Raw genomic sequence first — 26,218 nt, forward strand, 5'->3', positions numbered from 1 at the left:
CTACCTTCGAGCGTTCGGCCGCCACCCGGCGGTGCACCCACAGTGGATCTCCGGATCGTGCTAGGCCACACCTGAGCGGCGCACCGCCTGGGCAATGCGCCGTCCGCATCGCCGGTGTCTCAGCTCAGCGTCAGCGGCACGATCGGCGACTGTTCCGGCGAGAGCGGCAGGTTGAAGCGCTGGGCCAGGTACGAGGCGATGTCGTGGAACAGCGGCGCGGCCGTCTTGCCGTTCTCGCCGCCGTAGTAGTCCGGCTTGTCGATCATGATGCCGACCACGAACCGCGGGTTGTCCGCGGGCAGGATTCCGGCGAACGTGATCCAGTACAGGCTGTTGCTGTACCGGCCGGTCGCCGGGTCGACCTGCTGGGCGGTGCCGGTCTTGCCGGAGATCTGGAACCCGTTGAGCGCCGCGGGGACACCCGTGCCGCTCTGCCCGTCCCTTGGCGACTTCTGGACGACCGCGCGCAGCATGTCCTTGACGGTGTTCGCGGTCTGCTCGCTGACCACCCGGACGCCCTCCGGGCGCGGCTCCTCCCGCCTGGCGCCGTCACGGTCGATCGTGGACCTGATGATCCGCGGCGGGACGCGGACGCCGCCGTTGGCGATCGCCTGGTACATCCCGGCCATCTGCAGCACGGTCATCGAAAGGCCCTGGCCGATCGGCAGGTTGCCGAACGTCGACCCGGACCACTGCTTGCGTTCCGGTACCGACCCGGCGCTCTCCCCGGGCAGTCCGACGCCGGTCTTCTGGCCGAGACCGAACTTCCTCAGCATCTCGGCGTACCGGTCCGGGCCTACCTGCTCGGCCAGCATCAGCGTGCCGACGTTGGAGGACTTGGCGAAGATGCCCGTGGTGGTCATCGTGAGCGGGCCATGCGGCCACGCGTCCTCGATGGTCCGGTCGGCGACCTTGTGCGAGCCCAGGACCCTATGGGTGCTGTCGGGTTTGGTGACGCCGTCCTCGATCGCGGCGGCCGCGGTCACCACCTTGTTCACCGAGCCGGGCTCGTACGGCGTGGTCACCGCCGGGTTGCCGGTCGCCTGCGGGTTGCCGTAACCGTTGGGTCCCCTGGGGTCCGACGGGTCGAAGCTCTTGTCGTTGGCCAGCGCGTACACCTCGCCGGTGTGCGCGTCCAGCACGACCGCGGATCCGCCGCTCGCTTTGGTCTGCGCGACGTACGCGGTGAGTTTCTGCTGCACGTCGTACTGCACGTCGGCGTCGATGGTCAGCTCGATGTCCGAGCCGTCCTTGGCCTGCCGCACATTGCGCTCCGTACCCGGGATGACCACGCCGTCGGTGCCTTCCGCGGTGTCCACGGTCTGGCTGCCCGGTTCACCGGCCAGTTCGGCGTCCCGGTCGTTCTCCATCCCGAACAGGCCGTGCACGTTGTGCTTGCTGCGGTCCTTGTCGTCGCTGCGCCAGTTCGCGTAGCCGAGGATGTTGGACGCGAGCGTGCCGCCCGGGTACTCGCGGCGGGACTGCGGCTCGGAGATGATCTCCTTGTACTTCTTGCGGATCTCGCGTTCCTGCGCCGGCAGCACGTCGCGGACCAGGGTGGTGTAGCCGTCCGACCGCATCCTGGTGAGCAGGTCGTTCTCGTCGACCTGGTCGCCGAGCACCGACTTGATCTTCGCGGCGATCTCCTTGATCCGCGACTCGTAGTCGATCTTGTTCTTCTCGTACTCGGCCCTGACCACCCTCGGCACCCAGGCCAGCGCGCGGGTTTCCACGCTGAACGCCAGCTTCACGCCGTTGCGGTCGATGATGTCGCCGCGGTCGGCCGGGATCGCCAGCGTCAGCGAACGCTGCTTGTCCGCGCGGACCGACAACGCCTCGGCTTCGATGCCCTGCAACTGGACCAACCGCACACCGGCCGCGATCAGCGCGGCGATCAGCACGAACCGCACCGTGACGATCCGCAGCCTCGGGTTGGCCAGCCGGCGCCTGCGGCGCGCCAGCGGCCCACGCCGCTGCGCCTTGGGCGGCGCGGGTCTGCGGGCGGGCGGGCGCTTCGGCTTGCCGGCCGGGCGGTGCTGCACCGCCTGGCGTTGCGCCGCCTGACGCGGCTTGGCCTTCGGGGCCGGCTTGCGCCGGGACGGCGGGATCCACTCGTCGGGCATCAGCCATTGCCTCCCGGCGGCTGCGGGGTCACCGGAGCCGAGGACGCCGCGGGAGGCCGGTTCACCGGCTTCGGTTCCCCGACCACGGTCACCTTGCCGTCCGGCCCGACCACCAGCCGGGACGGGTCGCCCGCCGGGACCATGCCCTGCTGGCGCGCCAGCTCGGCCAGGGTGGACGCGGACTCGAGGCCGGCCACGTCCTGTTGCAGCATCTGGACCCGCTCGGACAGCTCGCTGGCCGCCTTCTTGGCCTGGTCGAGCCGGTACGAGTCGGCGATGGCCTGTGTGGACAGCCACAGCGTGGTGATCACACCCGCGGCCAGCAGGCCCATCACGAGCATGACGAACGAAGCCCGGGACGCGGTGACGCGCTCGTGCTTCTGCTTCGGCTTCTGCCTCTGCGGACGCGGCCGTCGCTGTCCGGGCTCAGCGCCCGAGCGGCCCTCACGCTGGGCACGACGTGCGTACGCCCGCTCGGCCGCGGCAGTGCGCGGACGGCGTTGGGTCCGTGGCGGTGCCTCGGTGGTGTCCGGTGCCGCCGTGGCCGCTTCCGCCTCGGCAGCGGCCTTACGACGTGACTGCGACGAGCGGCCGCGCGAAGACGACCCGCCTACCCTTGCCGGTGCGGTCATGACGCCTCCCTGATCCGTTCCGCCGCCCGCAGCCGTACCGGCGCCGCGCGTGGGTTGTGTTCCATCTCGACTTCGTCCGCCTGTTCGGCGCCCCGGGTGAGCAGGCGGATCTGCGGGCCGTGGCCCGGCAGTTCCACCGGCAGTCCCTCCGGGGTGGTGGACTTGGCCAGCTCCGCGAACGCGCGCTTGACCAGCCGGTCCTCCAGCGACTGGTAGGACTCCACGACGATCCGGCCGCCGACCTTCAGCCGGGCCAGCGCCGCGGGCACGGCCCGGCGCAGGACGTCGAGCTCGCCGTTGACCTCGATGCGCAACGCCTGGAACGTGCGCTTCGCCGGATGCCCGCCGGTCCTCCTGCTCGCCGCGGGCACAGTGTTGTAGAGCAGCTGGACGAGCCGCTCGCTGGTGCTGAACGGCTCACGTCGCCGTTCGGCCGCGATCGCCTTGGCGATCTTGCCCGCGAACCGTTCCTCGCCGTAGTCCCGCAGGATCCGGGCCAGGTCGGGCACGTCGTAGGTGTTCAGCACGTCCGCCGCGGTGATCCCGGTGGTCGGGTCCATCCGCATGTCCAGCGGCGCGTCCTTGGCGTAGGCGAATCCCCGGTCGGCCTCGTCGAGCTGCATCGACGACACCCCGAGGTCGAACAGCATGCCGTCGGCGGTGGCCAGGCCGAGGTCGTCGAGCACGTCCGGCAGCTCGTCGTACACGGCGTGGACCAGGTGGATGCGGTCCTTGTACGGCGCCAGCCGCTCACCCGACAACGCGAGCGCGTTGGGGTCGCGGTCCAGCCCCACCAGGGTCAACCGCGGATGCGCGGCCAGCAGCGCCTCGGCATGGCCACCGAGGCCGAGGGTGGCGTCCACGACGACGGCCTGCTTGTCGGCCAACGCCGGGGCGAGCAGCGCGAGGACCCGCTCCAGCAGCACGGGCACGTGCCGCGGGTTCTCGCGCGTCATGGTCTCGACCCCTCTACGGGTACCGCTCGGATTCGGTCGGAGAAAACAGATGCCGTCAGGTCCCAGCCCGGAGAAGCGAACCTGGCGCCGGGGAAGGTGCGCCAGGGTCGATCGCCACCGGGCCGAGGCCTCACGGCATCCCTCGACCTAGAAGAATCCGGGCAGTACCTCCTCCCGTGCCTGCGCGTAGCTGTCCTCGTGCTCGTCCAGATATGCCTGCCAGGCCTGGGCGTCCCAGATCTCCAGCCGGGTGATCGCGCCGATCACCACGCACTCCTTGGTCAGCCCGGCGTAGCGCCGCAGCTCAGGCGCGATCGCGATCCGTCCCTGGCCATCGGGCCGCTGTTCGTCGGTTCCGGCGAACAGGTACCGCTGGTAGGCACGTACCGCCTCGTTCGTCAGCGGGGCGGCGGCGACCTTCCGGGCCATTTCCTCGAACTCCGCTCGGGGGAAGACGTAGAGGCAGTGATCCTGACCCTTCGTGACCATCAGGCCCCCCGCGAGGGCGTCGCGGAACTTCGCCGGCAGCGTCAGCCTCCCCTTGTCGTCCAGCTTCGGGGTGTGGGTACCGAGAAACATCGGTGCACCACCTCCCCACCAGTCCTGCGGACCGGCCATGGGACACCCTTCCGCCCCACTTGCGGCCACAGTACCCCACTTTTCACCACAGTCAACGCGGATCTCGGTCTGATCGCCCGGTCGAAGGACGCGTTTCCGCAGGTGACACCGGTGGGGGCCAGGTGGGGCGGCCCGCCGGCCGGTCCCCTGCCCCGGTGATGCCTATCCGCTGTTCAGAAGGTGTTCAGTTGTCCACAGTGGGCGTTCACGGGCCGGTGGGGGACGGTGGGGAGGCCGTGGTCCGGCCTCGGCGGCGGGACCGGTTCGGGTGATGACTGACGGTGATCGTCGGTATTGATCATGCGGCGAATGCCCGGCGCGAATGCCGTGCGCCCGCTGTCCAAAGCCTGTCGATCGGCTGTCCGAATGCCCAAGACCGGCCACCCCGGCCGCGTGAACATCCAGAATGACGGCAACCTCCGCCGCGCGGGCGCGTCCAGCAGACGGGGAGCCGGCGAAAGCAGGGCTCTTTGTCGCCAACTGTCCTGCACGTCGAGGGCGTCTTGCCGGATACTGATACTGAGAACGACAACCCCGGGCGACTTCGCCCTGGTTTGACACCACTCGTGTCAAGCTGTGCCGCCCCTGTTCGCCCGATCAGGCGAGCCGGGTGCTGGCATCGCATCGGTGGGATCTGGGAGAGCACCACCGAGGAGCATCAGGAGGTCGAGTGACGTCTTCTACCCCGCCTGCCGCGCTGCCTGGGAGCCCGTACGGGGGCAACGGCGCCGGCTCAGGTTCCGTGCCGCCCGACCACTATGCGCAGTCCGTCAACGGGGCCACCCCCAGCCCGGCGCCGCGGCCGAGCGCGGGCAAGGCGCTCGACGAGGTGCACGCCACCGCGCAGCGCATCGCCGCGAACGTCGAGCGCGTGCTGGTCGGCAAACCGGACGTGGTCCGGATCGCGCTGGTCACGTTGCTCGCCGAGGGCCACCTCCTGGTCGAGGACGTGCCCGGGGTCGGCAAGACGTCACTGGCCAAGGCGCTGGCCAAGTCCATCGACTGCTCGGTCTCGCGGCTGCAGTTCACCCCCGACCTGCTGCCCAGCGACGTGACCGGGGTGTCCATCTTCAACCGGCAGACCACCAACTTCGAGTTCCGGCCCGGCCCGGTGTTCTCGAACATCGTGGTCGGCGACGAGATCAACCGCGCCTCGCCGAAGACCCAGTCCGCGTTGCTGGAGTGCATGGAAGAGCACCAGGTGACGGTGGACGGCAAGACCTACCGGCTGGAGTCGCCGTTCATGGTGATCGCGACCCAGAACCCGATCGAGATGGAGGGCACGTACGCGTTGCCCGAGGCGCAGCGCGACCGCTTCACCGCGCGCGTGTCGATCGGTTACCCGGACCCGAACGCCGAGCTGGCGATGGTCGACGAGCACGCCGGCCACGACCCGCTCGCCACACTGCAGCCCGTCTCGGACGCCGCGCAGGTCCGCGCGCTCGTCGAGGCGGTGCGCGGCGTGCACATGGCCCCGGAGATCAGGCGGTACGCGGTCGAGCTGGTCTCCGCGACTCGCAGGCTGCCGGAGATCCGTCTCGGCGCTTCGCCACGGTCGACGCTGCACCTCGTGCGCGCCGCGCGTGCACAGGCCGCGCTGTCGGGCCGTGACTTCGTCGTTCCGGACGACATGCACGCGGTCGCCGTACCCGTGCTCGCACACCGTCTTGTCCTCACCGCGGAAGCGCAGGCCGCCCGCCGGTCGCCGGCGGACATGATCCGCGGGCTTCTGCAGCGTGTCCCCGTGCCGCAGGGCATGGACCCGTCCGCGCAGTGGGCCTCCGACATGCGCGGGAACAGGCAGTAACGATGGCCGGTCCGCTGGCGGGCATGACCACACGTGGCCGGTGCCTGCTGGCCGCGGGGCTGGCCGCTGCCCTGTGCTCGGTCGTGCTCAACGAACGCGACCTGCTGCGGGTGTCGGTCTTCGTGATCGCGATGCCGCTGCTGGTCTGCTTCCTGGCCGGCCGGTCACGGGTCGGCCTGCACACCGAACGGCACATCAACCCGATGCGGACACCCGTCGGTGGCCGGGCCGAGGTGTCGCTCAACGTGTGGAGCACCGGGCGGCTGCCGACCGGTGGCCTGTTGCTCCAGGACAGCGTGCCGTACACGCTCGGCGGCAGGCCACGGTTCGTCATCGAGCACCTGCCGCGTAACAACGGCATCCAGTTGCGCTACACCGTCGAACCGGCGATGCGCGGCGTGCAGCACCTCGGCCCGTTACGTGCCAAGGTGACCGATCCGTTCGGCTTGTCCGAGTTCGACCGGGAACTCGCCGGCGTCACCCGGCTCGTGGTCGTGCCGCGGGTCGTGCCGCTGATCGGCATGCCCGGCGGTGCCGGGATGGGCGCGGGTGAGGACGGCTCGGTCCGGCTGTCGTCCGGCCAGGGCGAGGACGACGCGGTTGTCCGTCCGTACCGCCAAGGCGACGACCTGCGCAAGGTGCACTGGCGCTCGACCGCGCACCGCGACGAGATGATGGTCCGCGTCGAGGAACGCCCGTGGCGCGGCGGTACGACCGTGCTGCTGGACCACCGGGAGCACGCGCACAAAGGCAGCGGTCCGACGTCCAGCATGGAATGGGCGGTCTCGATGGCCGCGAGCGTCTCGTTGCACCTGCTGCGCAACGGGCACCGCGTGCGGCTCGTGTCGGAGACCGGCAGGCCCATCGCGCCGGAGAGCGCGGACGGCATCCACAGCGACTTCCTCGTGCTCGACTCCCTCGCCGCGTTGCAGGCCTCGCACCACAAGGAGATCGCCATCGCCGGCGACCCGGGCCAAGGCCAGGAACTGGTCGCGATCCTCGGTTCGGCCGACCCGGAGTCGATCGACCAGCTGATCCGTTACCGGCCCCGCGCCAGCCGCAGCCTCGCCATCCTGATGGACACGCGGGCGTGGACGACGCAGGGCGACACCACCGCACTCGACCCCGACGGCGCCGCGACACTGCTCAACGGCGCGGGCTGGAGCACCGTCATCGCCAAACCTGACGTGCCGATGCACCAGGTCTGGAACAACCTGTGCCGCGCGAGTCAGAACCGCGGCACGATGCACGCCAGTGGATGGTCTTGATGGTCTACACACCCGCCCGAGAAGCGCGGCCCGCGCCACCGGCGCAGCCGCCACCACCTCCGCGCACGATCCAACGCGGCCCCGAGCCGATGTCGAACAACGTCACCCCGGTCTTCGCCGCGCTCACGACGCTGTGCGCGTCGACCGCGCTGTCCGGCGTGATCGACGGCGGCGTCTGGCTGGGCCACGCCGCCGTCGCGATCATCGTCGTGGTGGGCACCGGCATCGGCCTGCGTGCCCTGCGTTTCCCCATCCTGCTGATCGGCCTGGCGCAACTGTTCGCGCTGATGTGCCTGGTCGTCGCGCTGTTCACCAGCGAGGGCGTTCTCGGGTTCCTGCCCGGCCCGAAGGCCGTCGGGCAGATCGGTGACGTCTTACGGGACGCGGTCACGGTGGTGCAGACCGGGGTTCCACCGGTGGAACCCACCACACCGATCCTCTGCCTTGTCGTGATCGCGATCGGGTTGGTCGCGGTCCTCGTCGACTCGCTGGCCGTCGCCGCGGGCACGCCGGCAGCCAGCGGTCTCGTGCTGCTCTGTGTCTACGCGGTGCCTGCCTCGCTCGCCGACGAGATGCTGCCGTGGTGGTCGTTCGTGCTCGGCGCTGCTTCGTACGCGATGCTGCTCGCCGTCGACGGCACGCACCGGCACCAACAGTGGCGTGGCCGTTCACCCCGTCCGGCGAGCACCAGTGGTAACGCGGGTGCACCCGTTGCGCTCGTGTCCGTGGCTTTGGTCCTGGCGCTGGCGCTCGGCGCGATCTTCACCCCGATCGGCACAGTGGGGCAGCTGCCCGGCAACGTCGGCGCGGGCGGGATCGCCTCCGGCGGGTTCTCGCTCAAGGCGTTCACCCGGCTGCGCGGCATGCTGGACCAGAAGGGCAACCAGGAGATGTTCCGCGTCCGCGGGCTGTCCGACGACCGGCGGTACCTGCGGGCCACGACACTGAAGACGTACAAGGCGAACGAGGGCTGGGACCTCGGGCCCGGCATGCCCAACGGCCGGCCGTTGAACACCGAGCTGCCGCTCGAACCGGGCCGCAGCCCCGGCAGGGAGAACATCCGGGTCGAGATCGAACCGGTGAACTCCGAGGACAACTGGGCGCCGGTGTACGGCTCGCCGAGGCTGATCGAAGGCCTGCCGAACGACGCCCGGTTCGACGAGCTGAGCGGCGCGGTCTACACCCGCAAGCCCCGCAAGTTCGGCACGTACGTCGAATGGGCGGACCTGAACCAGCCGACTTTCGAGCAGCTGCGCCAGTCGCCCAACGCGTCCGGCAGCGAGGTCGGCCCGCAGTACACCGAACTGCCGCCGCTCGACCAGCGGATCACCGCGCTGGCCCGTGACCTGACCGGGGGCAAGGCGAACCAGTGGGACAAGGTGCTGGCGCTGAAGAACTACTTCGCGCCGGAGAACGGGTTCCAGTACCGCACCGAGACAGCGAGGGCGAGCACCCAGGACGCGCTGGTCGACTTCCTGTTCGACGGCAAGGTCGGCTACTGCGAGCAGTACGCCTCGGCGATGGCGGTGCTCGTGCGTGCGGCGGGAATCCCGGCCCGCGTGGCGATCGGCTACACGTCCGGCTTCCAGGCAGGCGACTACCGCTCGATCACCACGTCGGACGCGCACGCCTGGGTCGAGGTCTTCTTCCCGGAGTACGGCTGGATCACCGTCGACCCGACGCCGCTGAACGACGGCCGTGGCTACACCCCGCCGTACATGAACCCGCAGACGTCGGGCAACCCCCGGCTGCCGGCCGACGAACCCTCGAGCACGTCCACGTCGGAGACGACCGAGAACAGCGCGGTGCCCCAAGCGCCCGACAACGACCCGACGCAGACAGACCCGGGCACGACCCCGCAGGACGACGAGTCCTCCTGGGCCGGATACACCAGCGGTGCCCTGGCAGGCGGTGCGACAGTGCTTTCGCTGCTGTTGCTGACCGGCCTCGGTGTCGCCGGGCTCGGTTTGACAGGGGCGTCGCTCACCGCGACGAAACGCCGTCAGAGAACGATTCTGGTCACCATCGCGAGCGTGCTGTGGTTGCTGGCGGCCGTGTTCGCGGTCGCGATCGTGAGCTGGTGGCTGGCCGTACCGCTTGCCCTGATCGGCCTGTTCCTCTTCCCCGCACTGACTCGCTACTGGCGACGACGTGATCGTCTGCAGGTGGTCTCGGGCGGAACGTCCGAAGCCCCGGTGGCGGCGTGGGACGAACTGATGGCCGAGTCGTGGGACCGCGGTGCGAGCGCACCCGAGACCGACACGATCCGGATGACCGCCCGGCGGCTGGTCCGCGAGCACTCCCTGGACGACGAAGGCAAAGAGGGCCTCCGCACAGTGGTGTCGATCCTCGAGCGCTCGTGGTACGGCGGAGGCAGCGCACCCGGCCCAGAACTGCCGACGGCCGTGGAACACGTCCGCGCGAGCATGAACCGCAACGCGCCGCTGTCGTTCCGGGCCAAGTTCTGGCCCCGCTCGGTGATGAATCCCCGCAAACCCCGGAAGAAGCGGTCCGACGACGCCTCCGGCACCACGTTCGAACCCGCATCTTCCACGACGTAGGTCCGTAGCGGAGAAGGCGCGGTCAGGGCTTCGGCCTTGGCCGCGCCTTTTTCGCGTCACGGCCCCGGATCGTGCCCGCCGCAGATCCAGCGCCTGTGGACAGCTCGCCGCAGTGGATCTTCACGCGCCCGTTCCTGTCGGCCCTCCTCGGTACGCTGGATTCCGGGGGCCGGAGGCCGCGCGCCGTTGCCGGCTCACCACGGAGCCTGCTCATGCTCTGCGACCGTTCTCCCGCACGAACCTGCCCCGACGCGCGCATGCGTGAGAACCACCCGTGGCGTGGTTCTGCCGCGCGGTGGCCCTCAGGACGCCGTGATTCAGTCTTGCTCGAAGCGCTTGCGGAAGCGCTCCTCCATTCGTTGGGAGAAGGAACTCCGGCCGGCGGGGCGACTCTTGCCGTCGCCGTCGGCCTGAGTCGCGCCATCACCGCCACGCCGGATGGCGGTCAGGGTGATCAGCGCGCCGAAGAACATGACTAGGAAGCCGAGCAGGCTGACGGCAGGGAATCCCCAAAACCAGAACTCTTGCACGACGACACCCAGCACCAGCAGGGCGACACCAACCACGAACAGCGCTGCACCCTGGACCCGCCGCCTGCGCGACGGACGCCTCAGGCGCGCACCGCGCACAGTGGAAGCAAACTTGGGGTCTTCGGCATAGAGCGCGCGCTCGATTTGATCGAGCAGTCGCTGCTCGTGCTCGGAGAGTGGCATCTTTCCTCCTCCGGCACAGCTCTCACGGGCGCCGGGCGATTGCGGCCGCCGTACCCGGCGGGCGCCCCATCCCTGGGGCGTCACCTCAAGGATACGAGCCCCGCGCCTGCTCGACTACCCGATCCTGCACTCTGCCGCCGGGTCTTGCCAAGAGATCGCGACTCAGACGACGATGCCCGCCGGACAGGAACACGCGTTCGGCGCAGTCAGCGCGGTGTTCGGGAGCGCCGGATGCGGCATGTCCTGCATGGATGACGGTCGGTGACCATACGTGTCCGCTAGGTCGCCGGTGCCCTTCTCCTGGGTGAAACCTGTCAATTTGCTCAAGTGACTCCCGGCACGCGGCCGGCACTCCGGTCACCGCGGCTTGGGCGCACGGCTCCCGCGACGAATTGTCCTCAAAACCCCCGCGTCAGAGATTTCTGAGTCCTGTCAGGACCCTTTCCATCATCGCCAGATCGGGTTCCTCACCCGCCGACGACTTCGCGCGGTGCACGACGACCATGCCCGCCGACGCCATATCACCGAGAACGACCCGGGCGACTCCGAGCGGTAACGACAACAATGCCGCGACCTCGGCGACCGATCTGGCCGACAGGCAGAGCTCGGCGACCGAACGGTGGTCATGGGTCATTTGCGGACCATTACGCGCCAGGGTGGCGCGATTGGTGGAGATCAGCGCTTCCAGCGGAAGGTCGTACGCGGTCTCGGTCCGCCCGCCGGTCCACGCGTACGGCCGGACTATCGAACGGGTGCGGTCGACCTCGGTCCACCCCGGCTCCGGCCATTGGGTCGCCTGCTGCGGGATCTGCGCTGGTGGTGGCACCCTGGGCGGCGGCGGCTGTGGTCCGGGGACACCGAACCGAGCACCTGTCCGGCCAGTGCCTGGCTTCGCCGTGGGCACGGCGGGCTCACCCCACTTCTCCTCCTCAGCGCGCCCCCGGCTGGCGGGCACGTGGCCGAAGCGCGCCCCGGTGCGCCCGACCTCGGACTTGCTTCGCCGTTCAGAACCGGCCACGTATGTCACGTCCCCCACGGCGGATTCCCAGAAGGTTCATCTGAAGAAGAGGCCAAAACGTTAACCACAATCGCCGCGCCGGGGGTAACGCCACTGTTTCGCCGGCGTTTTATCCCAGTTACCGAAATCGCGGCTGCGCCATCCGGGTGATAAATATGACAAACCGCGAACAGTGCGCATTCGGAGGAAAACGCCTGATCAGCCCGGCGTGCGGTCCGGCCGCGGCTCGGTCTCGCCGGAACGGTCGGGGGCCTGCCGGAGCAACGAGGCGGGCCGGATGGCGGCATGGCCGAACTTCGCCCGCGCGCGGTCGGCGGCCTGGTCGGCTTCCCGCCAGCCGCTCTCCGGCGCGTCGAGCAGCAACTGCTCGCCGCTGTCCTGCGTCAGTTGTTCCATCCGCACGCCGATCAGCCGGACCGCGCCCGGCGGCGTCTGCTCGGCCAGCAACTGGCAGGCGACCTTGAAGATCTCCCGCGTCACATCGGTCGGCACGAGCAACGTCCGCGACCGGGTGATCGTGGTGAAGTCGGCGAACCGCACCTTGATCGACACCGTCCGGCCGCGCAGCCCGCGGCCGCGCAGGGCGGCGGCCGTCTTCTCCGACAGCCGCAGCAGCTCGCGCTTGAGCAGCTCACGGTCCCAGTGATCGACCTCGAACGTCTCCTCGGCGCCGACGGACTTGTCGACCGACTCGGGCTCCACCGCACGGTCGTCGTACCCGTGCGCGAGCGGGTGCAAGTGCTCGGCGAGCGCGTTGCCGATGATCCTGCGCAGCCGGGGCAACGGTGCCGCCGCCACGTCCGCGACCCGCTCGAGCCCGACGTCGGCCAGCCGCTCCGCGGTCTTCTTGCCGACGCCCCACAACGCGGACACCGGCAGCGGGTGCAGGAACTCCAGCACCGACGCCTTGGGCACGACGAGCATCCCGTCCGGCTTGCACAGCCCGGACGCCAGCTTGGCCACGAACTTGGTCGGCGCCACCCCGACCGAGCACGTGATCCCGTGCTCGGCCTCGACCCGTTCGCGGATCAGCTGCCCGATCCGGCCGGAGGTCATGCCCATCCGCCGCAGCGCACCGGAGACGTCCAGGAACGCCTCGTCCAGGCTCAGCGGTTCGACCAGGGGCGTGATGTCCCGGAAGATGCCCAGCACGCCTCTGGACACCTCCTGGTACAGCCCGAACGTCGGCGACACGAACACCGCGTGCGGGCACAACCGCCTCGCCCTACTGGTGGGCATCGCCGACCGCACGCCGTACTTGCGCGCGATGTAGTTGGCCGACGACACGACACCCCGGTTGCCGATCCCGCCGACGACCACGGGCTTGTCCTTCAGCTCCGGCCGTTCCCGGATCTCGACCGAGGCGTAGAAGGCGTCCATGTCGACGTGCAGGATCGAACAGCCCGAGTCGTCCGGCCCGACGCCGTCCCGCACGACGAACCGATCGACCAGCCCGCGGGGTAAGTCACCGCTGCGTCCCATGGATCACCTCCTTTCGTCCGTGCTCGCGCCCGCGCGGACACGCTATCCCCACCCACCGACAGTGCCGGATCGTCCTCACTCCGCCCGGCCAGGCTTGGTAGCCCAACGTGGCCGAATAACCCCAGCTCACCCCTCGTGAGTACTTATCAGGGTTAGAACCCGGATAACCACTCACGAGGGGGTCGTGGGCGGTGGTTACGGTCTGGTCCATGTCCAGGTGGCCGAAGAGCGTCTACGAAGTCGGTGACGAGCCTGATCCCAGGTTCACGCTCGCCAACGAGCGCACGTTCCTGGCGTGGCTGCGCACTTCCATCGCCCTGATGGCCGCCGGAGTGGGCTTCGCGGCGCTCGGCCCGGCTGGCAACGCCCTGGATCTGGCCGTCGCCGTCGCTCTGCTGGCCACGGGGATCGCGTGCAGCCTGAGCGCGCTGCAGCACTGGATCGCCTGCGAGCGGGCGATGCGCCTGGGCGAGCCGCTGCCCTCCCCCTGGATGGCCGCGATTCTGGGCATCGGCCTGGCGATCACCGGCGTGCTGGCCGCGATCCTGGTGCTCAGCCGGTGAAGCGTCAGCCGTGGGACCCCGGCCTGCAGGTCGAGCGGACCGCACTGGCCTGGATGCGGACGTGCCTGTCGCTGGTCGTCGTGGCGTTGGTCGCGTTCCGGTTCGCCGCGCACCACAGCCTGCCGCTCGCGCTCGGGTTGGGAGCCGTCGTGGTCCCGTTGGCGCTGATGGCGCTGTGGCTGGCGTGGCGCCGTTACCGCACGAGCGAAGCGAGCCTGGTAGCGGGCAAACGTTTGCCTGACGGTCTTCTCCCGCTGACCTTGACTGTCATCACGGCACTGACAGGCGCGCTCGGGTTCGTCTACGTGGTGCTGGAGCGCTAGCGACGGCCCACGGCATGCAGCCGTGCGGCGACGTCCAGCAGCGGTGACGTGGTCGCCGCGGCGAGCTCCAACTGGGCGAGCGCCTCCGCGGCGCCCGGGTTGCTCTCCAGCACCGAACCGGGGACCAGGTCGGAGACGACGCCGTGTCCCTGGACCAGCTCGACCTTCAAGCCACCGTCGATCAGCAGCTGGGTCAGCCCCGGGATGTCGTACCGGCGCGACAGGGTCTCCTCGGCCAGCTGCCCGGCCGGGTCGTCCAGCAGCCTGCGGGCGTCGACCAGACGGCCGGAGATCGCGCGGTGCAGGACTGCGGCGTAGCGGTTCGCGACGAGCACCGACACGAGCCCGCCCGGGGTGGTGGCCTCGGCCATCGCCGCGATCGTGGTCTTGGGGTCGTCGACGACCTCAAGCAGGCCGTGCCCGAGCACGAGATCGACCGACCCGGCGGGCACCAGCTGGCCAAGGGCGTCGCTGTCGCCCTGCAGCGCCGTGATCGAGTCGACAACGCCCGCGTCCTTGGCCCGCCGGTTCAGCGTGGCCAGTGCGTTCGGGCTCGGGTCGACCACGGTCACGGCGCAGCCCGAGGCGGCGAGCGGAACGGCCCACACGCCGCTGCCGCCGCCCACATCCAGCACGCGCGGCGGCTCGCCTGCGCGGCGTTCACGCACTGCTGCCAGCTCGGCGTGGAGCACGCGGCGGACGGCATCTGGTCGCATGTTCGAAACCCTAAACGGTGGTCATGACGTTGGTGGACGGGACCCGAGACGGCGACGGTCCTCAGACCGTAGGCTTCCACGAGTGCAGACGGTCGCAGTACTGAGCCTCAAGGGCGGTGTCGGCAAAACGACGGTAGTGCTCGGCCTGGCGTCGGCCGCCTTGCGGCGTGGCGCACGGACCCTGGTTGTCGACCTCGACCCGCAGTGCAACGCCACCGCGACGCTGGACCCCGAGGAGACCGGGACGACTCTGGCCAACGTGCTGGAGAGCCCCCGGTTGCCGGTGGTCCGCGAAGCCATCGCGGCCAGCGCGTGGGGTGAGGGGGTGGACGTGCTGGTGGGCTCCGAGGAAGTCGAGGAGCTCAACCATCCCAATCCGGGTGCCCGGCGGCTCGGCAACCTCGGCCGCGCGTTACAGGAGGTCAACAAGTTCATCGAGGACGGCGAACTGCCGTACGAGCTGGTGCTCCTGGACTGCCCGCCGTCGCTCGGACGGCTGACCCGTTCGGCGCTCGTCGCCGCGGGCGGCGCCCTGCTCGTGACGGAGCCGACCTTGTACGCGGTGTCCGGCGCACAGCGTGCGTTCGACGCCATCGCGGAGACCCGTGAGCAGTACAACGCCGAACTGACCACCTTAGGTGTCGTGGTCAACCGCGTGCGGCCACGGTCCTACGAGCACCAGTTCCGCATCCAGGAACTGCGAGAGCACTTCGGTTCCCTCGTACTGCCTGTGGCTTTGCCAGACCGTCTCGCGGTGCAACAGGCACAAGGCGCGTGCATGCCCATCCACCAATGGGGCACGCCCGGCGCTCGTGAGGTCGCGCTGGCGTTCAACCTCGTACTGGCACGCGTGTTGCGGTCCGGACGACGCGGCAGGCACCACCAATTCGCGTGGCCTGAGGACGACAACGACGAAGCGGCAGATGCCTGAGGGAGACACCGTCTATCAGGCCGGTCGCAAGCTCACGCAAGCGCTGGCCGGTCATGTACTGACCCGTGGTGAACTACGTCACCCTCGTCTGTCGACCACCGATCTCGCCGACCGCACCGTGCTCAACGTACGGACCGTCGGCAAGCACATCTTCATCCGCTTCGACCGCGACCTGAGCCTGCACAACCACCTACGGATGGACGGCTCGTGGCACGTCCACCGTCCCGGCGCTCGGTGGCGCGCACCCGCGTACCACGTGCGCGCCATCCTCGCCCACAAGGCGGCCGAGGCGATCGGCGTACGCCTGCACGACATGGCGTTGTTGGCTACTGACAAGGAATCCACGCTCGTCGGGCACCTCGGGCCGGACCTGCTCGATCCATCGTGGACAGACGAGCACGCGGAGCGCGCCGAACGCGCACTCGCGGCGGATCCGGCCCGCGAGATCGGCGAGGCACTACTGGACCAGCGGGTGATGGCCGGCATCGGAAACGTCTACAAGGCAGAGGTTTGCTTCATGCTCGGCGTGTCGCCGTGGGCACCCGTGTCCGAAGTAGATGTCTCACGGGCGGTGTCGTTGAGCCGGGAAGTGTTGCTGCGCAACGCTTTGAACTCGCGGCGCAGCACGACCGGGTCCACTGTGCACGGACGGGAACTGTGGGTGTACGGACAGGCCCGGCGCGGCTGCCTCAAGTGCGGCGGCCGGATCATGGCGGCCGGCCAGGGCAGCGGGGTGGAGGCGCGCACGACCTGGTACTGCCCCGTGTGCCAGCGGCGCTAGGGAAATACATTGGCGCGGACCCGGCCTCTCGGCATAAGTTGGATGTACACGAGAGAGGAGGTGGTCCAAAGTTGTATACCAACAGGACACGTGAGGTGGCTGTCCGCTAAGGACCACCATCAGGCTCAGCCGGCCGGCGAACACGGCAGACGCTGGTCATCCAGCGCCGTGACGCGGGCGTGTGGTCGGCGAATCCACAGCAGCCACCGGCCCTCGGGGTTTCCGGGAACGTCCAATCCCGGACCTTGTGCTCAGCACAAGGAGTCGCCCCGGGGGCTCTTTCCCTGTCCGGGCCTTGCCGTACGAACGGTCCGTTCGCGAATCCAGTTGTCCGCAACCCGCCAGTAACCCCTGTGACCAGGCCTTATCGCCGGTAGACTGGGCTCGGGGTCGCCCCCCGGGAGTGGTGGGGGCATGTCTGACGCTGGTGTGGCGTAATTCTGTCTCTGGCCGGTCATGCGGCTGTTGTGGTGTGTATCTCTCTTCGCGCTGGGCGTCGATTCCTCTTGCCAGGGCTGGGCGTTCGGGCACCTCAGAGGCTTGGCTGAGGCGATTCGGCGATCGCGGGGTCCGCAAGGCAGCATGTAGGCGTGTACAAGCTGATTCGACGGGCGCTTTTCCGGTTCGGCGGCGGGGACGCGGAGGTCGCGCACCACCGGACCACCGCGATCCTCGCGAAGGCGGCGCCGGTGCTCGCGCCGTTGGGGCGCGTGCTGAGCGTCGAGGCGCCGGTGACGGTGTTCGGTGTGCGGTTCCCCAACCCGGTGGGGCTGGCCGCCGGGATGGACAAGGACGGCGCCGCGCTGCATGCCTGGCCCGCGTTGGGGTTCGGGTTCGTCGAAGTCGGTACGGTCACCGCGATCGCGCAGCCGGGCAATCCCAAGCCGAGGCTGTTCCGGTTGCCGGACAGCGAAGCCGTGATCAACCGGATGGGCTTCAACAACGCGGGCGCCGAAGCCCTGGCCCTGCGGCTGGCCGCGGGCCGCAAACCCCAGGTGCCGTTGGGGATCAGCATCGGCAAGTCCAAGGTCGTGCCGGTCGAGCAGGCCGTCGAGGACTACCGGAAGTCGTTGCGCGCGCTCTACCCGTACGGCGACTACTTCGCCGTGAACGTCAGTTCTCCCAACACTCCTGGGCTGCGTGGCCTGCAGGACCGCAAGGCGCTGAGCGAACTGCTCGCCGAACTGACGTTGGAGTGCAGGGCATTGGCCGAACGGGACAGGTCGAAGCCGAGGCCGCTGCTGGTGAAGATCGCGCCGGACCTGACCGACGACGCGATCGGGGAAGTCCTCGAGGTCTGCGACGAACACGGTGTCAGCGGCGTGATGGCGACGAACACGACCCTCAGCCGGGACGGGCTGGCGCCCACCGACCAGCACCTGGCCGGTGAGGCAGGCGGGCTCAGCGGGCGGCCGTTGACCGTGCGGGCTCGTGAAGTGGTGTCGTTCGTGCACAAGCAGACCGATGGACAGCTGCCGGTCATCGGCGTCGGCGGAATTCTCGACACGGACGACGCGGCGCGGATGTTCGACGCGGGCGCGAGCCTGGTCCAGCTGTACACCGGATTCATCTATCGCGGCCCTGGTCTGGTGCGCCGGATCAGCCAGTCGCGTAGGTGACCGTACGTGCGGAAAGTTCACCCGTTCGTGGCCCGATCATACGATCAGGTGAACTTCGGTCCTTGGTTGTCCCGTCGTGCCCTCAGCCGCCGTACTACCGGATAGAGGACCACGATCACGACCGAGCCCCACGCGACACCGTGCAGCTCCAAGCCCCAGATCGAGACGGTCAGGTCGCCGACCCCGGCCAGCACCGCGGCACCGGCGATCATCAGCGTGACCGGACTGGCCAGGTCCACCTTGGCCTGCGACCAGATCCGCACGCCCAGCATGCCGAGCAACCCGAACAGGCCGATGCCCAGTCCGCCGACCACGCCGGGCGGCATGGTGTCGATCAGCGCGGCGACCTTGGGAACGAACGCCAGCAGCACAGCACAGACCGCGGCCATCGCGCACGCCGCCGTGGACAGGACCTTCGTCGCGGCCATGAGGCCGGTGTTCGCCGGATAAGCCGTGGTCCCCGTGCCGCCGAGGCCACCGGCGAGTGCCGTGGAGATGCCGTTGGCGATCAGTGCGTCACCGATGCTCGGGTCCAGATCCTGCCCGCTGATCGCCGAGACCGCCTTGACGTGTGCCACGATCTCGGCCACCAGCACCAGGACAACGGGCACCGACAGGACCATCACCGACGGCAGCAGTTCGGGAGTGTGGAACTGCGGCACGCCGACCCACGGCGCGTTGATCAACGCGTCGATCTTCGCCGGCTCGATCCGCCCGGTCACGATCGCGACGAACCAGCCGACAGCCACGCCGACCAGCACAGACAGCCGGGCCAGCAATCCGCGTGCCAGCACGAGGCACAACAGGATGACGCCGATCGTGATCGCGCCGATCCCCGGCTGGGCCTCGAACGGGCGGACGGCGTGCGGCGCCATGCTCAGCCCGATCAGCAGCACGAGCCCGCCGGTCACGACCGGCGGCAGGACCGATTCCAGCAGGCGCACGCCCAGCGCCTTCACGGCGATGCCGAACACGATCAGGATGCCGCCCGCCACGACGACCGCACCCAGCTGCGCCGCGACCCCGTGTTGCTTGGCCGCGATGAGCGGCGCCATGAACGCGAAGGACGAGCCCAGGTAGCCGGGCACGCGGTTACGGGTGATGACGAGGAAGACGATCGTGCCGACGCCGGAGAACAGCAGAGTGGTCGTCGGCGGCAGCCCGACGGCGGCCGGGACGAGGATCGTCGCGCTGATCATCGCGGCGACGTGTTGCGCGCCGAACCCGGCCATCACCGGCCAGCTGAGTCGCTCGCGGGCGCCGATCAGCTCACCGTCGCGTACCCGGCGTCCATCGCCGTGTACGGACCACAGCATCACCGTCGAGTCCCTTCCCCGCTGAACCTTGCGGGAATCCTGCCACGTCAGGTAGCCGACGATGCTATGTGACCCTCCTGTTATCACACGTTTGCCGTAACGACCTGGCCCCAAGATGCCACCTCGTGAGTGTTTATCAGGGTTAGAACACCGATAAACACTCACGAGGGGTGCGCTGGTCAAGCGGTGACGGTCGTCAGGGGAAGATCTCGCGCAGGGCCACTGCCAGGCCGTGCAGGCGGTCGGTGGCGTCGGTGAGGGCGTAGTTGTCCGGGCCGCCGGAGGAGCTGGCGGCGACGAGGCGGCCGGCGGCGGCGATGAGGGCGCCGTAGCCTTCGAGGCCCTCGTCGAGTTGGGCACGGAGCCGCACGACACCGTCGGACAGGGCTGCGCGGTCGGCGGCTGGGGCCATGTCGCGGGCGCGTTCGACGGCCTGGAGTTCGGCGGCGACCTCGCGCAGGGCACTGGCGGCTTCGGCGCCGGTGGCGCGGGCCTGTTCGACGGAGTCCGCGGGGACGGTGCTTCGGGGCGAGCTGAGCTGGCGGAGTAAGTCGGCCAGCACGCGTTCGGCGTCGGCCAGGCGTTCCATGGGTTCGCGGGCGGCCGACCGGGCCGGGGGAAGGGCGGTGGGAACCGCGGTGGGAACCGGTGCCTTGTTCAGACGGCGGAGGCGACCGCCGGAACGGACGCCGAGAGCCAGCGAACCCAGCGCGAAGACGCCGATCACCGCGCCGGCCAGCAGGGCCTCGAAGCCCGCCGTCCCGGTCGCGATCACCGCGCCGACCACGCCGAGCAGCAGGCCGAGGAAGATGAAGATCCACATCGCCGCGGCGGCGCGTTTTTTCCTGCGCTCGTGTTTGGCCGCCGGGTCGGTGTAGCGGGCCAGATGGGCGCGCACCTGGTCGGCGACCGGGCCGCGTAGCTGCTTCTCCACCAGCTGGCGAAGTTCCACGAAATCGCCTCTACGCGGCCTGTCCACCGGTCACATCCTTCTGGTCGGTCAGTTGCCCTGCGGGTTCGCCCGCTGTTCCTGCGCCACCCGCTGCTGGATCTCGGCCTGAATGTTGGCCGCGGGCGCCGCCGCCGCTCCCTGCTGCTGGCCGCTGGTCACCTGCTTGGAGCCACCGGCCATCGAGGCGCGGATCTGCTCCAGCCGGGACTGGCCGGCCATCTCCGTGGTGGACGCCTGGACCTCCATCATCCGGCCCTGCACCGAGTTCTGCGCCAGCTCGGCCGCACCGAGGGCGGTGGTGTACCGCTTCTCGATCTTGTCGCGGACCTCCTCCAGCGACGGCGTGTTGCCGGGCGCGGCCAGCTCGCTCATCTGGTTGAGCGACTTGGAGACCTGCTCCTGCATCTTGGCCTGCTCGAGCTGGCTGAGCAGCTTGGTCCGCTCGGCGAGCTTCTGCTGCAGCACCATCGCGTTGCGCTCGACCGCCTGCTTGGCCTGCGCGGCCGCCTGCAGCGACTGGTCGTGCAACGTCTTGAGGTCCTCGATGCCCTGCTCGGCGGTGACCAGCTGGGTCGCGAAGGACTGCGCGGCCTGCTCGAACTGGGTGGCCTTGGCGTCGTCGCCCTTGGCCCGCGCCTCGTCGGCGAGCACGAGCGCCTGCCGGGCCGAGGCCTGCAGCTTCTCCACCTCACCGAGCTGGCGGTTGAGCTTCATCTCCAGCTGACGCTGGTTGCCGATCACAGCGGCGGCCTGCTGCGAGAGGGCCTGGTGCTGGCGCTGCGCCTCCTCGATGGCCTGCTGGATCTGTACCTTCGGGTCGGCGTGCTCGTCGATCTTGGACGAGAACGACGCCATGAGATACTTCCAGAACTTCACAAAAGGGTTGGCCATCTCCTCCGCCTGCCTTCTTGCGTACTACGGCTGCCCACAGGCAACGACCCGGGTACCTGTCCGGGTTCCATCGTGTCAGGTGCGCGATTGTCGTTCCACCGGGCCCAGGGGTAAATCAGGGATGGCCCTGATCGTTATCCGAGCCTCCCCCTACCGAACTTATCCCGCCCACGGCACCCGTAACCGCGGTTTGCGGCAATCGATCAGACAGCGAGAGCCGGCCGGGAATCCCGGCCGGCTCTCGTGATCGTCCTGTTATGCGGCGAACACGCTCGCCCTGGCGATGTCCGGACCGATGCGGTGCGACAACGCGGGCTGGATCCGCAGGTCGGACAGGGTCTCGCCGACCACGGTGTCCAGTCCGATGTCACCGGCACCCAGCAGCTCGTCCGGCACGCCCAGCGAACCGCCGTCCAGCCCGGCCGCGGACATGCTCGCCTCGCCGGCGCCGCCGCCCGAGGTGGCGGGCTCCTTCGAAGCGGGCTGCTCGGACTGGCCCGGCTCCAACTGCGCCGACTCCAACTGGGCCGACTCCAGCAGCTTCTCCGGGTCGAGGCCGCTCATGTCGTTGGCGACGTTGTAGAGCAGCTCCGGCAGCGGCAGCTCGAGCGCGTCGCAGATCGCGGCCAGCAACTCGCTGGACGCCTCCTTCTGCCCACGCTCCACCTCGGAGAGATACCCGAGGCTCACCCGCGCGGTCCGAGAGACCTCGCGCAGCGTGCGGCGCTGGATCGTGCGGGCATGACGGAGCCGATCACCGATCGCCTCACGCAACAGCACACTCATCGCGCCTCCCTTCACCGGCGGGCCCGTGCCGACAACGTTACCGAGACTGGACGACATCACGCACCGAGTTGACACGCCGTACGCCAAGGGCGAACGACTCAGCGTGGTGGAATGTTCCCCCGTCAGGGTGCCGTCCCCCGGCCGGACAGCAGGTCAACCGCCTCGCGGACGCTCGCCGCACGGACTTCGTGCCGATCACCGGCAACAGTGATCGTCGCCACGTTCACGCCCGTGGGACCCGCCAGGCCGAGGTGGACGGTGCCCGGCGCGACGCCGTCCTGCGGGTCGGGACCGGCCACTCCGGTCAGCCCGATCCCCCAGGTGGCCGCGCACCGGTCACGTGCGCCGGCCGCCAGCTGGCCGGCCACGTCCGGGTCGACCGCCCCGCGAGCGGCGAGCAAGTCAGGGTCGACCCCGGCGAGGCCCCATTTGAGGTCGGTCGCGTAGACCACGAAACCGCCACGCACGACGGCGCTGGAGCCCGGCACGGTCGTGAGCACGGCGGTGAGCAGGCCCGCGGTGAGCGACTCGGCCGTGGCGACCGTTTCGTGACGGTCCCGTAAGCCGGCGATCACCGCGACGAGCTTGTCCTCGGACAGGCCGAGCGCCGACGCCAGGACGTTCACTGTGCCGCTCGCCGCGCCCGGATGCCCTTGGCCCGCAGCCGGAAGGCCCGGACCACGTAGTCGAGTCCGGTCACGACGGTCAGCCCGACCGCGAGGCCCATCAGCACCCAGTTGACCACGTCGAAGAACGCGGGCAACGGCGCGAGGAAGAACCCGATCGCGATGATCTGGGCGAGTGTCTTGGCCTTGCCGCCCGGGCTGGCCGGGATCACGCCGTACCGGATCACCCAGAAGCGCAGCAGGGTCACGCCGATCTCCCGGGCGGCGATCACGATGGTCACCCACCACGGCAGTTCGCCGAGGATGCTCAGGCCGAACAGGGCGGCGCCGGTGAGCGCCTTGTCGGCGATCGGGTCGGCGATCTTGCCGAAGTCGGTGACCAGGCCGTGCTTGCGGGCCAGCCAGCCGTCGAGCTGGTCGGTGAACGACGCCACCGCGAAGACGATCGTCGCGGTCAGCCGCCAGCCGAAGGAGTCGCCGCTGTCGGTGAACAGGGCGATCAGGAACACCGGGACCAGGATCAACCGGCTCACGGTGAGGATGTTGGCGACGTTCACCAACGGCACTGGTCGCACGGGGACAACCTCCGCAGCTGGAGGCGGCGGCGCGTGCGTCTCGTGCGACGGATCGGCGGGCGCGGTGCTCACGGGAGGACCTCGAGGGCACGGACGATCAGGTCCACGCCCTCAGCGCCTTCGACACGGCATCGCACGAAGTCACCGACGGCGAGACCGTCGCCGTCCTCGATCACGCATTCGCCGTCGACCTCGGGGGCCTGATGGGCGGCACGCCCGATCACCTCGTCGTCTGCCTGCTCGACCATGACCACGACCTCGTCGCCGACACGGTCCTCGGCGCGTTCCATGGTCAGCTGCTCGACCAGAGCGGAGATCCGCGAGACGCGTTCGGCGACCGTGTCCTCGTCGTGTTTGTCGTCGAAGCCCGCGGCCTCGGTGCCCTCCTCGTCGGAGTAGCCGAACACGCCGACGGCGTCCATCCGCGCGCCGATCAGGAACCGTTCGAGTTCCCGCAGGTCCTCTTCGGTCTCGCCGGGGAAGCCGACGATCACGTTGGTCCGGATGCCCGCGTTGGGCGACAGCGCCCGGATCTGCCCGGTCAGCTTGAGGAAGCTGTCGCAGTCGCCGAACCGGCGCATCCGGCGCAGCACCTTGCCGCTGCCGTGCTGGAAGGACAGGTCGAAGTAGTCGGCCACGCCCGGTGTCGTGGCGATCGTCTCGACCAGCGCCGGACGGGTCTCGGCGGGCTGCAGGTACGACACGCGGACCCGTTTGATCCCGTCGACCGCGGCCAGCCTGGGCAGCAGCCTCTCCAGGTGGTCCATGCCCCGGCCGAGGTCCTTGCCGTACGAAGTGGAGTTCTCGCTGACCAGGAACAGCTCGCGGGCGCCGTGCTCGGCCAGCCACCGTGCCTCGGCGACGATCTCGTCGGGCGTCCGGGACACGAACGCGCCACGGAACGACGGGATGGCGCAGAACGTGCACCGCCGGTCACAGCCGGACGCGATCTTCAGCGCGGCGACCGGCGCGTCGTCCAGCCGGGTCCGCATGACCCGCGGGCCCCAGCCGTGGCCGGGCACGGCCACTTCGCTCTCCTGCCGCCGCACCGGGCTGATCGGCAGCAGCGTGCGGCGGTCGACCGGCACGTGCGACTCGATCTGTTTGCCGTGCACCACCTCGTCCAGCCGCGCGGCCAGCTCGGGGTACTCGTCGAAGCCCAGGACGGCGGACGCCTCCGGCATGCTGTCGGCGAGCTCCTTGCCGTAGCGCTCGGCCATGCACCCGACCGCCACCACCTTGGCGCCGGTGTCGGCCGCGGCCAGCAGCGTGTCCACCGAGTCCTTCTTGGCCTGTTCGACGAAGCCGCAGGTGTTCACCACGATCACCTCGGCGTCGTCCGCCTCGGCCAGCTCCCAGCCGCTGCCGACCAGGCGCCCGGCTAGCTCCTCGGAGTCGACCTCGTTACGGGCACAACCGAGGGTGAACATGGCGACGCGCCGCTTCGCGATGGGTGAAGACACCGAATCAGGGTAACCGCCCGGGTGGCATGACTCCGACCACAGTGCGGGCGCCGGTGTCGTGACGATGGGGCAGTTCACGAAGCTGAGGGCTAGATTGAGGGGAATCGGCAAGGACAACTTGGTTGGTCAGGTGAACGACACGACGGTTGTGCGGCGCGCCCGCACCACGGATGTCCGGGCGATGAAGACGATCATCGACCGGTACGCGGGCAAGGTCCTGCTGACCAAGCAGCTGGTCACGCTGTACGAGGACATCCAGGAGTTCTGGGTGGCCGAACAGGACGGCGAGCTGGTCGGCTGCGGCGCGCTGCACGTGCTCTGGGAGGACATCGCCGAGATCCGCACGATCGCCGTGCTGCCGCAGGCCCTGGGATACGGCATCGGGCACGCGTTGCTCGAGCGGCTGATCGCGACGGCGAAGGAACTGGGCGTGTCCCGGTTGTTCGCGTTGACCTTCGAGGTCCGGTTCTTCGAGCGGCACGGGTTCCACCAGATCGAGGGCACGCCGGTCAGCCCCGAGGTGTACGAGGAGATGCGCCGCTCGCTCGACCAGGGTGTCGCGGAGTTCCTGGACCTGCCCTACGTGAAGCCCAACACCCTCGGCAACAGCCGGATGGTGCTGGAACTCTAGGTCACGAACACGGTGAAGGCCGCGGTCCGGACCACCCCGCCGACCCGGAACTCCAGGAACAGCCGGTGCTCGCCGCGTTCGGCGAAGGCGGCCTGGAACGTCAGCTCCCCGTCCGGCAGGGCCGTTCCGACGCGTTGCGACGGGTGCAGGTGCGTGACCGAGTGCAGGATCGCGTTGAACCCGGTCAGGTGTCCGTAGGCGCCCAGGTGTTCCTCGGGGGACGTCACCGGCGCGCCGGACGCGTCCGTGATGCGCAGCCGGATCGTCGACGGTTTCCCGACCGGCGGCTTGGCCACGCCGTCCGGTCGGGTCACCACGAAACCGTCGACGGCGGAGACCGCCGCCGGTTCAGGCAGCGGCACGAACGTGGTGTCGCCGGGGATGATGAACGCCGAGCCGAGCACGATGGGGTGCGACGGGTCACGGCCGACGAACTCGACGTACATCCGGTAGGCACCGCCGTCGGGCACCGAAGCCGTTGTGTGCCAGGTGTCTCCGCGCAGCTCCGGGTGAACGTGTTGGTAGGACTGCATGTCGTCGCGGACCACGAAGAAGTGCAGCTGCTTGGTCTGGTTCTCCGGGAACGAGGTCTCCGGCCTGCCGGACGGTCCGATGATCTGGAACGCGATCGGCAGGTCGGTACCCCGGGCCTGCGGCACGGTGAGCGGGTGGAAGCGGAAACCGTCCTGGGTGTCGGACAGTCCGTCGCTGTGCGGCGCGACCGGCGCCGGAACGTGGTGCACGACAGGCGAAGGCCGTGTCACCACATAGCCGACGACGCCGGAGACCAGGAGTACCAGGACGATCAGACCTGTTCTGGTGGCCCAGTGCAGTTGCCGCAACGAGATCCCCTAACGACGAGAGCGA

General features: G+C 69.4%; 25 protein-coding genes. 9 read left to right on the forward strand and 16 right to left on the reverse strand.

The window, feature by feature from the left end:
• Positions 1-119 precede the first annotated feature (119 nt).
• The 4 genes from GC106_RS03975 to mraZ form a co-directional block, all read right to left on the reverse strand.
• The gene (locus GC106_RS03975) at positions 120-2,123 is read right to left on the reverse strand and encodes a peptidoglycan D,D-transpeptidase FtsI family protein (protein ID WP_173124373.1); all 2,004 of its coding nucleotides are present in this window, start codon (positions 2,121-2,123) and stop codon (positions 120-122) included.
• Positions 2,123-2,755, reverse strand: a complete 633-nt coding sequence (gene ftsL / locus GC106_RS03980; protein WP_173124375.1) for a cell division protein FtsL — start codon at positions 2,753-2,755, stop codon at positions 2,123-2,125. Before ftsL ends, GC106_RS03975 begins: the two co-directional genes overlap by 1 nt.
• A complete protein-coding gene (rsmH, locus tag GC106_RS03985) occupies positions 2,752-3,711 on the reverse strand; it encodes a 16S rRNA (cytosine(1402)-N(4))-methyltransferase RsmH (RefSeq protein WP_173124377.1) in 960 nt (319 codons plus the stop codon). Before rsmH ends, ftsL begins: the two co-directional genes overlap by 4 nt.
• A 147-nt stretch (positions 3,712-3,858) precedes the next feature.
• Positions 3,859-4,290 (reverse strand): division/cell wall cluster transcriptional repressor MraZ, encoded by a 432-nt coding sequence (mraZ, locus tag GC106_RS03990; RefSeq protein WP_173124379.1) that lies wholly within the window; start codon positions 4,288-4,290, stop codon positions 3,859-3,861.
• Positions 4,291-4,999: 709 nt separating this feature from the next.
• Here mraZ and GC106_RS03995 point away from each other — a divergent pair.
• The 3 genes from GC106_RS03995 to GC106_RS04005 are packed head-to-tail and all read left to right on the forward strand — an operon-like array spanning position 5,000 to position 9,965.
• Positions 5,000-6,136, forward strand: a complete 1,137-nt coding sequence (locus GC106_RS03995) for an AAA family ATPase (protein ID WP_173124381.1) — start codon at positions 5,000-5,002, stop codon at positions 6,134-6,136.
• A gap of 2 nt (positions 6,137-6,138) precedes the next feature.
• Positions 6,139-7,404, forward strand: a complete 1,266-nt coding sequence (locus tag GC106_RS04000; RefSeq protein WP_173124383.1) for a DUF58 domain-containing protein — start codon at positions 6,139-6,141, stop codon at positions 7,402-7,404.
• A complete protein-coding gene (locus GC106_RS04005; protein WP_246364630.1) occupies positions 7,404-9,965 on the forward strand; it encodes a transglutaminase TgpA family protein in 2,562 nt (853 codons plus the stop codon). The genes GC106_RS04000 and GC106_RS04005 overlap by 1 nt, the downstream gene beginning before the upstream one ends.
• A gap of 317 nt (positions 9,966-10,282) precedes the next feature.
• Here the strand turns inward: GC106_RS04005 and GC106_RS04010 are convergent, their stop codons facing one another.
• The 3 genes from GC106_RS04010 to GC106_RS04020 all read right to left on the reverse strand — a co-directional run bounded on the left by GC106_RS04010 (position 10,283) and on the right by GC106_RS04020 (position 13,178).
• The gene (locus GC106_RS04010) at positions 10,283-10,678 is read right to left on the reverse strand and encodes an SCO2097 family morphological protein (RefSeq protein ID WP_173124385.1); all 396 of its coding nucleotides are present in this window, start codon (positions 10,676-10,678) and stop codon (positions 10,283-10,285) included.
• A gap of 412 nt (positions 10,679-11,090) precedes the next feature.
• Entirely contained in the window at positions 11,091-11,714 is a 624-nt protein-coding gene (locus tag GC106_RS49200; RefSeq protein WP_173124387.1) for a DUF742 domain-containing protein, read from the reverse strand.
• A gap of 180 nt (positions 11,715-11,894) precedes the next feature.
• Complete coding sequence (locus GC106_RS04020; protein ID WP_173124389.1) at positions 11,895-13,178, reverse strand: DNA polymerase IV; 1,284 nt, start codon at positions 13,176-13,178, stop codon at positions 11,895-11,897.
• A gap of 209 nt (positions 13,179-13,387) precedes the next feature.
• Here GC106_RS04020 and GC106_RS04025 point away from each other — a divergent pair, with 209 nt between their 5' ends.
• Complete coding sequence (locus tag GC106_RS04025) at positions 13,388-13,741, forward strand: YidH family protein (RefSeq protein ID WP_173124391.1); 354 nt, start codon at positions 13,388-13,390, stop codon at positions 13,739-13,741.
• On the forward strand, positions 13,738-14,064 hold the full coding sequence (locus GC106_RS04030; RefSeq protein ID WP_217279950.1) for a YidH family protein: 327 nt from the start codon (positions 13,738-13,740) through the stop codon (positions 14,062-14,064). Before GC106_RS04025 ends, GC106_RS04030 begins: the two co-directional genes overlap by 4 nt.
• Here GC106_RS04030 and GC106_RS04035 read toward each other — a convergent pair.
• Positions 14,061-14,780 carry a class I SAM-dependent methyltransferase gene (locus GC106_RS04035; protein ID WP_173124393.1) on the reverse strand — a complete coding sequence of 240 codons (720 nt, stop codon included), beginning with the start codon at positions 14,778-14,780 and terminating at the stop codon, positions 14,061-14,063. The two genes, GC106_RS04030 and GC106_RS04035, sit on opposite strands and share 4 nt — an antisense overlap.
• Positions 14,781-14,862: 82 nt before the next feature.
• Here GC106_RS04035 and GC106_RS04040 point away from each other — a divergent pair, with 82 nt between their 5' ends.
• The 3 genes from GC106_RS04040 to GC106_RS04050 all read left to right on the forward strand — a co-directional run bounded on the left by GC106_RS04040 (position 14,863) and on the right by GC106_RS04050 (position 18,111).
• Positions 14,863-15,711: a ParA family protein gene (locus GC106_RS04040; protein ID WP_173124395.1), complete on the forward strand. Its 849-nt coding sequence runs from the start codon at positions 14,863-14,865 to the stop codon at positions 15,709-15,711.
• A complete protein-coding gene (locus GC106_RS04045; protein WP_173124397.1) occupies positions 15,704-16,492 on the forward strand; it encodes a DNA-formamidopyrimidine glycosylase family protein in 789 nt (262 codons plus the stop codon). Before GC106_RS04040 ends, GC106_RS04045 begins: the two co-directional genes overlap by 8 nt.
• Positions 16,493-17,082: 590 nt before the next feature.
• Positions 17,083-18,111 (forward strand): quinone-dependent dihydroorotate dehydrogenase, encoded by a 1,029-nt coding sequence (locus tag GC106_RS04050; RefSeq protein ID WP_312872395.1) that lies wholly within the window; start codon positions 17,083-17,085, stop codon positions 18,109-18,111.
• Positions 18,112-18,155: 44 nt separating this feature from the next.
• Here the strand turns inward: GC106_RS04050 and GC106_RS04055 are convergent, their stop codons facing one another.
• From GC106_RS04055 to rimO, 7 genes are all read right to left on the reverse strand, one after another.
• Positions 18,156-19,427, reverse strand: a complete 1,272-nt coding sequence (locus GC106_RS04055) for a uracil-xanthine permease family protein (RefSeq protein WP_173124399.1) — start codon at positions 19,425-19,427, stop codon at positions 18,156-18,158.
• 196 nt (positions 19,428-19,623) lie between these two features.
• Entirely contained in the window at positions 19,624-20,379 is a 756-nt protein-coding gene (pspM, locus tag GC106_RS04060) for a phage shock envelope stress response protein PspM (RefSeq protein WP_173124401.1), read from the reverse strand.
• 48 nt (positions 20,380-20,427) lie between these two features.
• Positions 20,428-21,270 (reverse strand): PspA/IM30 family protein, encoded by an 843-nt coding sequence (locus GC106_RS04065; RefSeq protein ID WP_173124403.1) that lies wholly within the window; start codon positions 21,268-21,270, stop codon positions 20,428-20,430.
• A gap of 255 nt (positions 21,271-21,525) precedes the next feature.
• Positions 21,526-22,056 carry a helix-turn-helix domain-containing protein gene (locus tag GC106_RS04070; RefSeq protein WP_173124405.1) on the reverse strand — a complete coding sequence of 177 codons (531 nt, stop codon included), beginning with the start codon at positions 22,054-22,056 and terminating at the stop codon, positions 21,526-21,528.
• Positions 22,057-22,178: 122 nt separating this feature from the next.
• The gene (locus tag GC106_RS04075; protein WP_173124717.1) at positions 22,179-22,631 is read right to left on the reverse strand and encodes a CinA family protein; all 453 of its coding nucleotides are present in this window, start codon (positions 22,629-22,631) and stop codon (positions 22,179-22,181) included.
• 47 nt (positions 22,632-22,678) lie between these two features.
• The gene (gene pgsA, locus GC106_RS04080; protein ID WP_173124407.1) at positions 22,679-23,329 is read right to left on the reverse strand and encodes a CDP-diacylglycerol--glycerol-3-phosphate 3-phosphatidyltransferase; all 651 of its coding nucleotides are present in this window, start codon (positions 23,327-23,329) and stop codon (positions 22,679-22,681) included.
• Complete coding sequence (gene rimO / locus GC106_RS04085; protein ID WP_173124719.1) at positions 23,326-24,687, reverse strand: 30S ribosomal protein S12 methylthiotransferase RimO; 1,362 nt, start codon at positions 24,685-24,687, stop codon at positions 23,326-23,328. The genes pgsA and rimO overlap by 4 nt, the downstream gene beginning before the upstream one ends.
• A gap of 163 nt (positions 24,688-24,850) precedes the next feature.
• On the opposite strand from rimO, the gene GC106_RS04090 reads away from it, so the two are divergent.
• Positions 24,851-25,351, forward strand: coding sequence for an amino-acid N-acetyltransferase (locus GC106_RS04090; RefSeq protein WP_312872397.1), 501 nt, complete (start codon positions 24,851-24,853; stop codon positions 25,349-25,351).
• On the opposite strand, the gene GC106_RS04095 is transcribed toward GC106_RS04090, so the two are convergent.
• Entirely contained in the window at positions 25,348-26,193 is an 846-nt protein-coding gene (locus GC106_RS04095; RefSeq protein ID WP_217279952.1) for a DUF8832 domain-containing protein, read from the reverse strand. The genes GC106_RS04090 and GC106_RS04095 overlap by 4 nt on opposite strands.
• Between the last annotated feature and the right edge of the window lie 25 nt (positions 26,194-26,218).

Origin of the sequence: Kibdelosporangium persicum (assembly GCF_013280595.1) — a bacterium.
Classification (GTDB): Bacteria; Actinomycetota; Actinomycetes; order Mycobacteriales; family Pseudonocardiaceae; genus Kibdelosporangium; species Kibdelosporangium persicum.

What these genes read in the sequence shown, in the direction of transcription:
- GC106_RS04035 (WP_173124393.1), bottom strand. Translation starts at nt 14,780, where the DNA reads ATGCGACCAGATGCCGTCCGCCGCGTGCTCCACGCCGAGCTGGCAGCA.
- GC106_RS04005 (WP_246364630.1), top strand. Translation starts at nt 7,404, where the DNA reads ATGGTCTACACACCCGCCCGAGAAGCGCGGCCCGCGCCACCGGCGCAG.
- GC106_RS04065 (WP_173124403.1), bottom strand. Translation starts at nt 21,270, where the DNA reads ATGGCCAACCCTTTTGTGAAGTTCTGGAAGTATCTCATGGCGTCGTTC.
- ftsL (WP_173124375.1), bottom strand. Translation starts at nt 2,755, where the DNA reads ATGACCGCACCGGCAAGGGTAGGCGGGTCGTCTTCGCGCGGCCGCTCG.
- rsmH (WP_173124377.1), bottom strand. Translation starts at nt 3,711, where the DNA reads ATGACGCGCGAGAACCCGCGGCACGTGCCCGTGCTGCTGGAGCGGGTC.
- GC106_RS04000 (WP_173124383.1), top strand. Translation starts at nt 6,139, where the DNA reads ATGGCCGGTCCGCTGGCGGGCATGACCACACGTGGCCGGTGCCTGCTG.
- mraZ (WP_173124379.1), bottom strand. Translation starts at nt 4,290, where the DNA reads ATGTTTCTCGGTACCCACACCCCGAAGCTGGACGACAAGGGGAGGCTG.
- GC106_RS04010 (WP_173124385.1), bottom strand. Translation starts at nt 10,678, where the DNA reads ATGCCACTCTCCGAGCACGAGCAGCGACTGCTCGATCAAATCGAGCGC.
- rimO (WP_173124719.1), bottom strand. Translation starts at nt 24,687, where the DNA reads ATGTTCACCCTCGGTTGTGCCCGTAACGAGGTCGACTCCGAGGAGCTA.
- GC106_RS04045 (WP_173124397.1), top strand. Translation starts at nt 15,704, where the DNA reads ATGCCTGAGGGAGACACCGTCTATCAGGCCGGTCGCAAGCTCACGCAA.
- GC106_RS04070 (WP_173124405.1), bottom strand. Translation starts at nt 22,056, where the DNA reads ATGAGTGTGCTGTTGCGTGAGGCGATCGGTGATCGGCTCCGTCATGCC.
- GC106_RS04025 (WP_173124391.1), top strand. Translation starts at nt 13,388, where the DNA reads ATGTCCAGGTGGCCGAAGAGCGTCTACGAAGTCGGTGACGAGCCTGAT.
- GC106_RS03975 (WP_173124373.1), bottom strand. Translation starts at nt 2,123, where the DNA reads ATGCCCGACGAGTGGATCCCGCCGTCCCGGCGCAAGCCGGCCCCGAAG.
- GC106_RS04055 (WP_173124399.1), bottom strand. Translation starts at nt 19,427, where the DNA reads ATGCTGTGGTCCGTACACGGCGATGGACGCCGGGTACGCGACGGTGAG.
- GC106_RS04020 (WP_173124389.1), bottom strand. Translation starts at nt 13,178, where the DNA reads ATGGGACGCAGCGGTGACTTACCCCGCGGGCTGGTCGATCGGTTCGTC.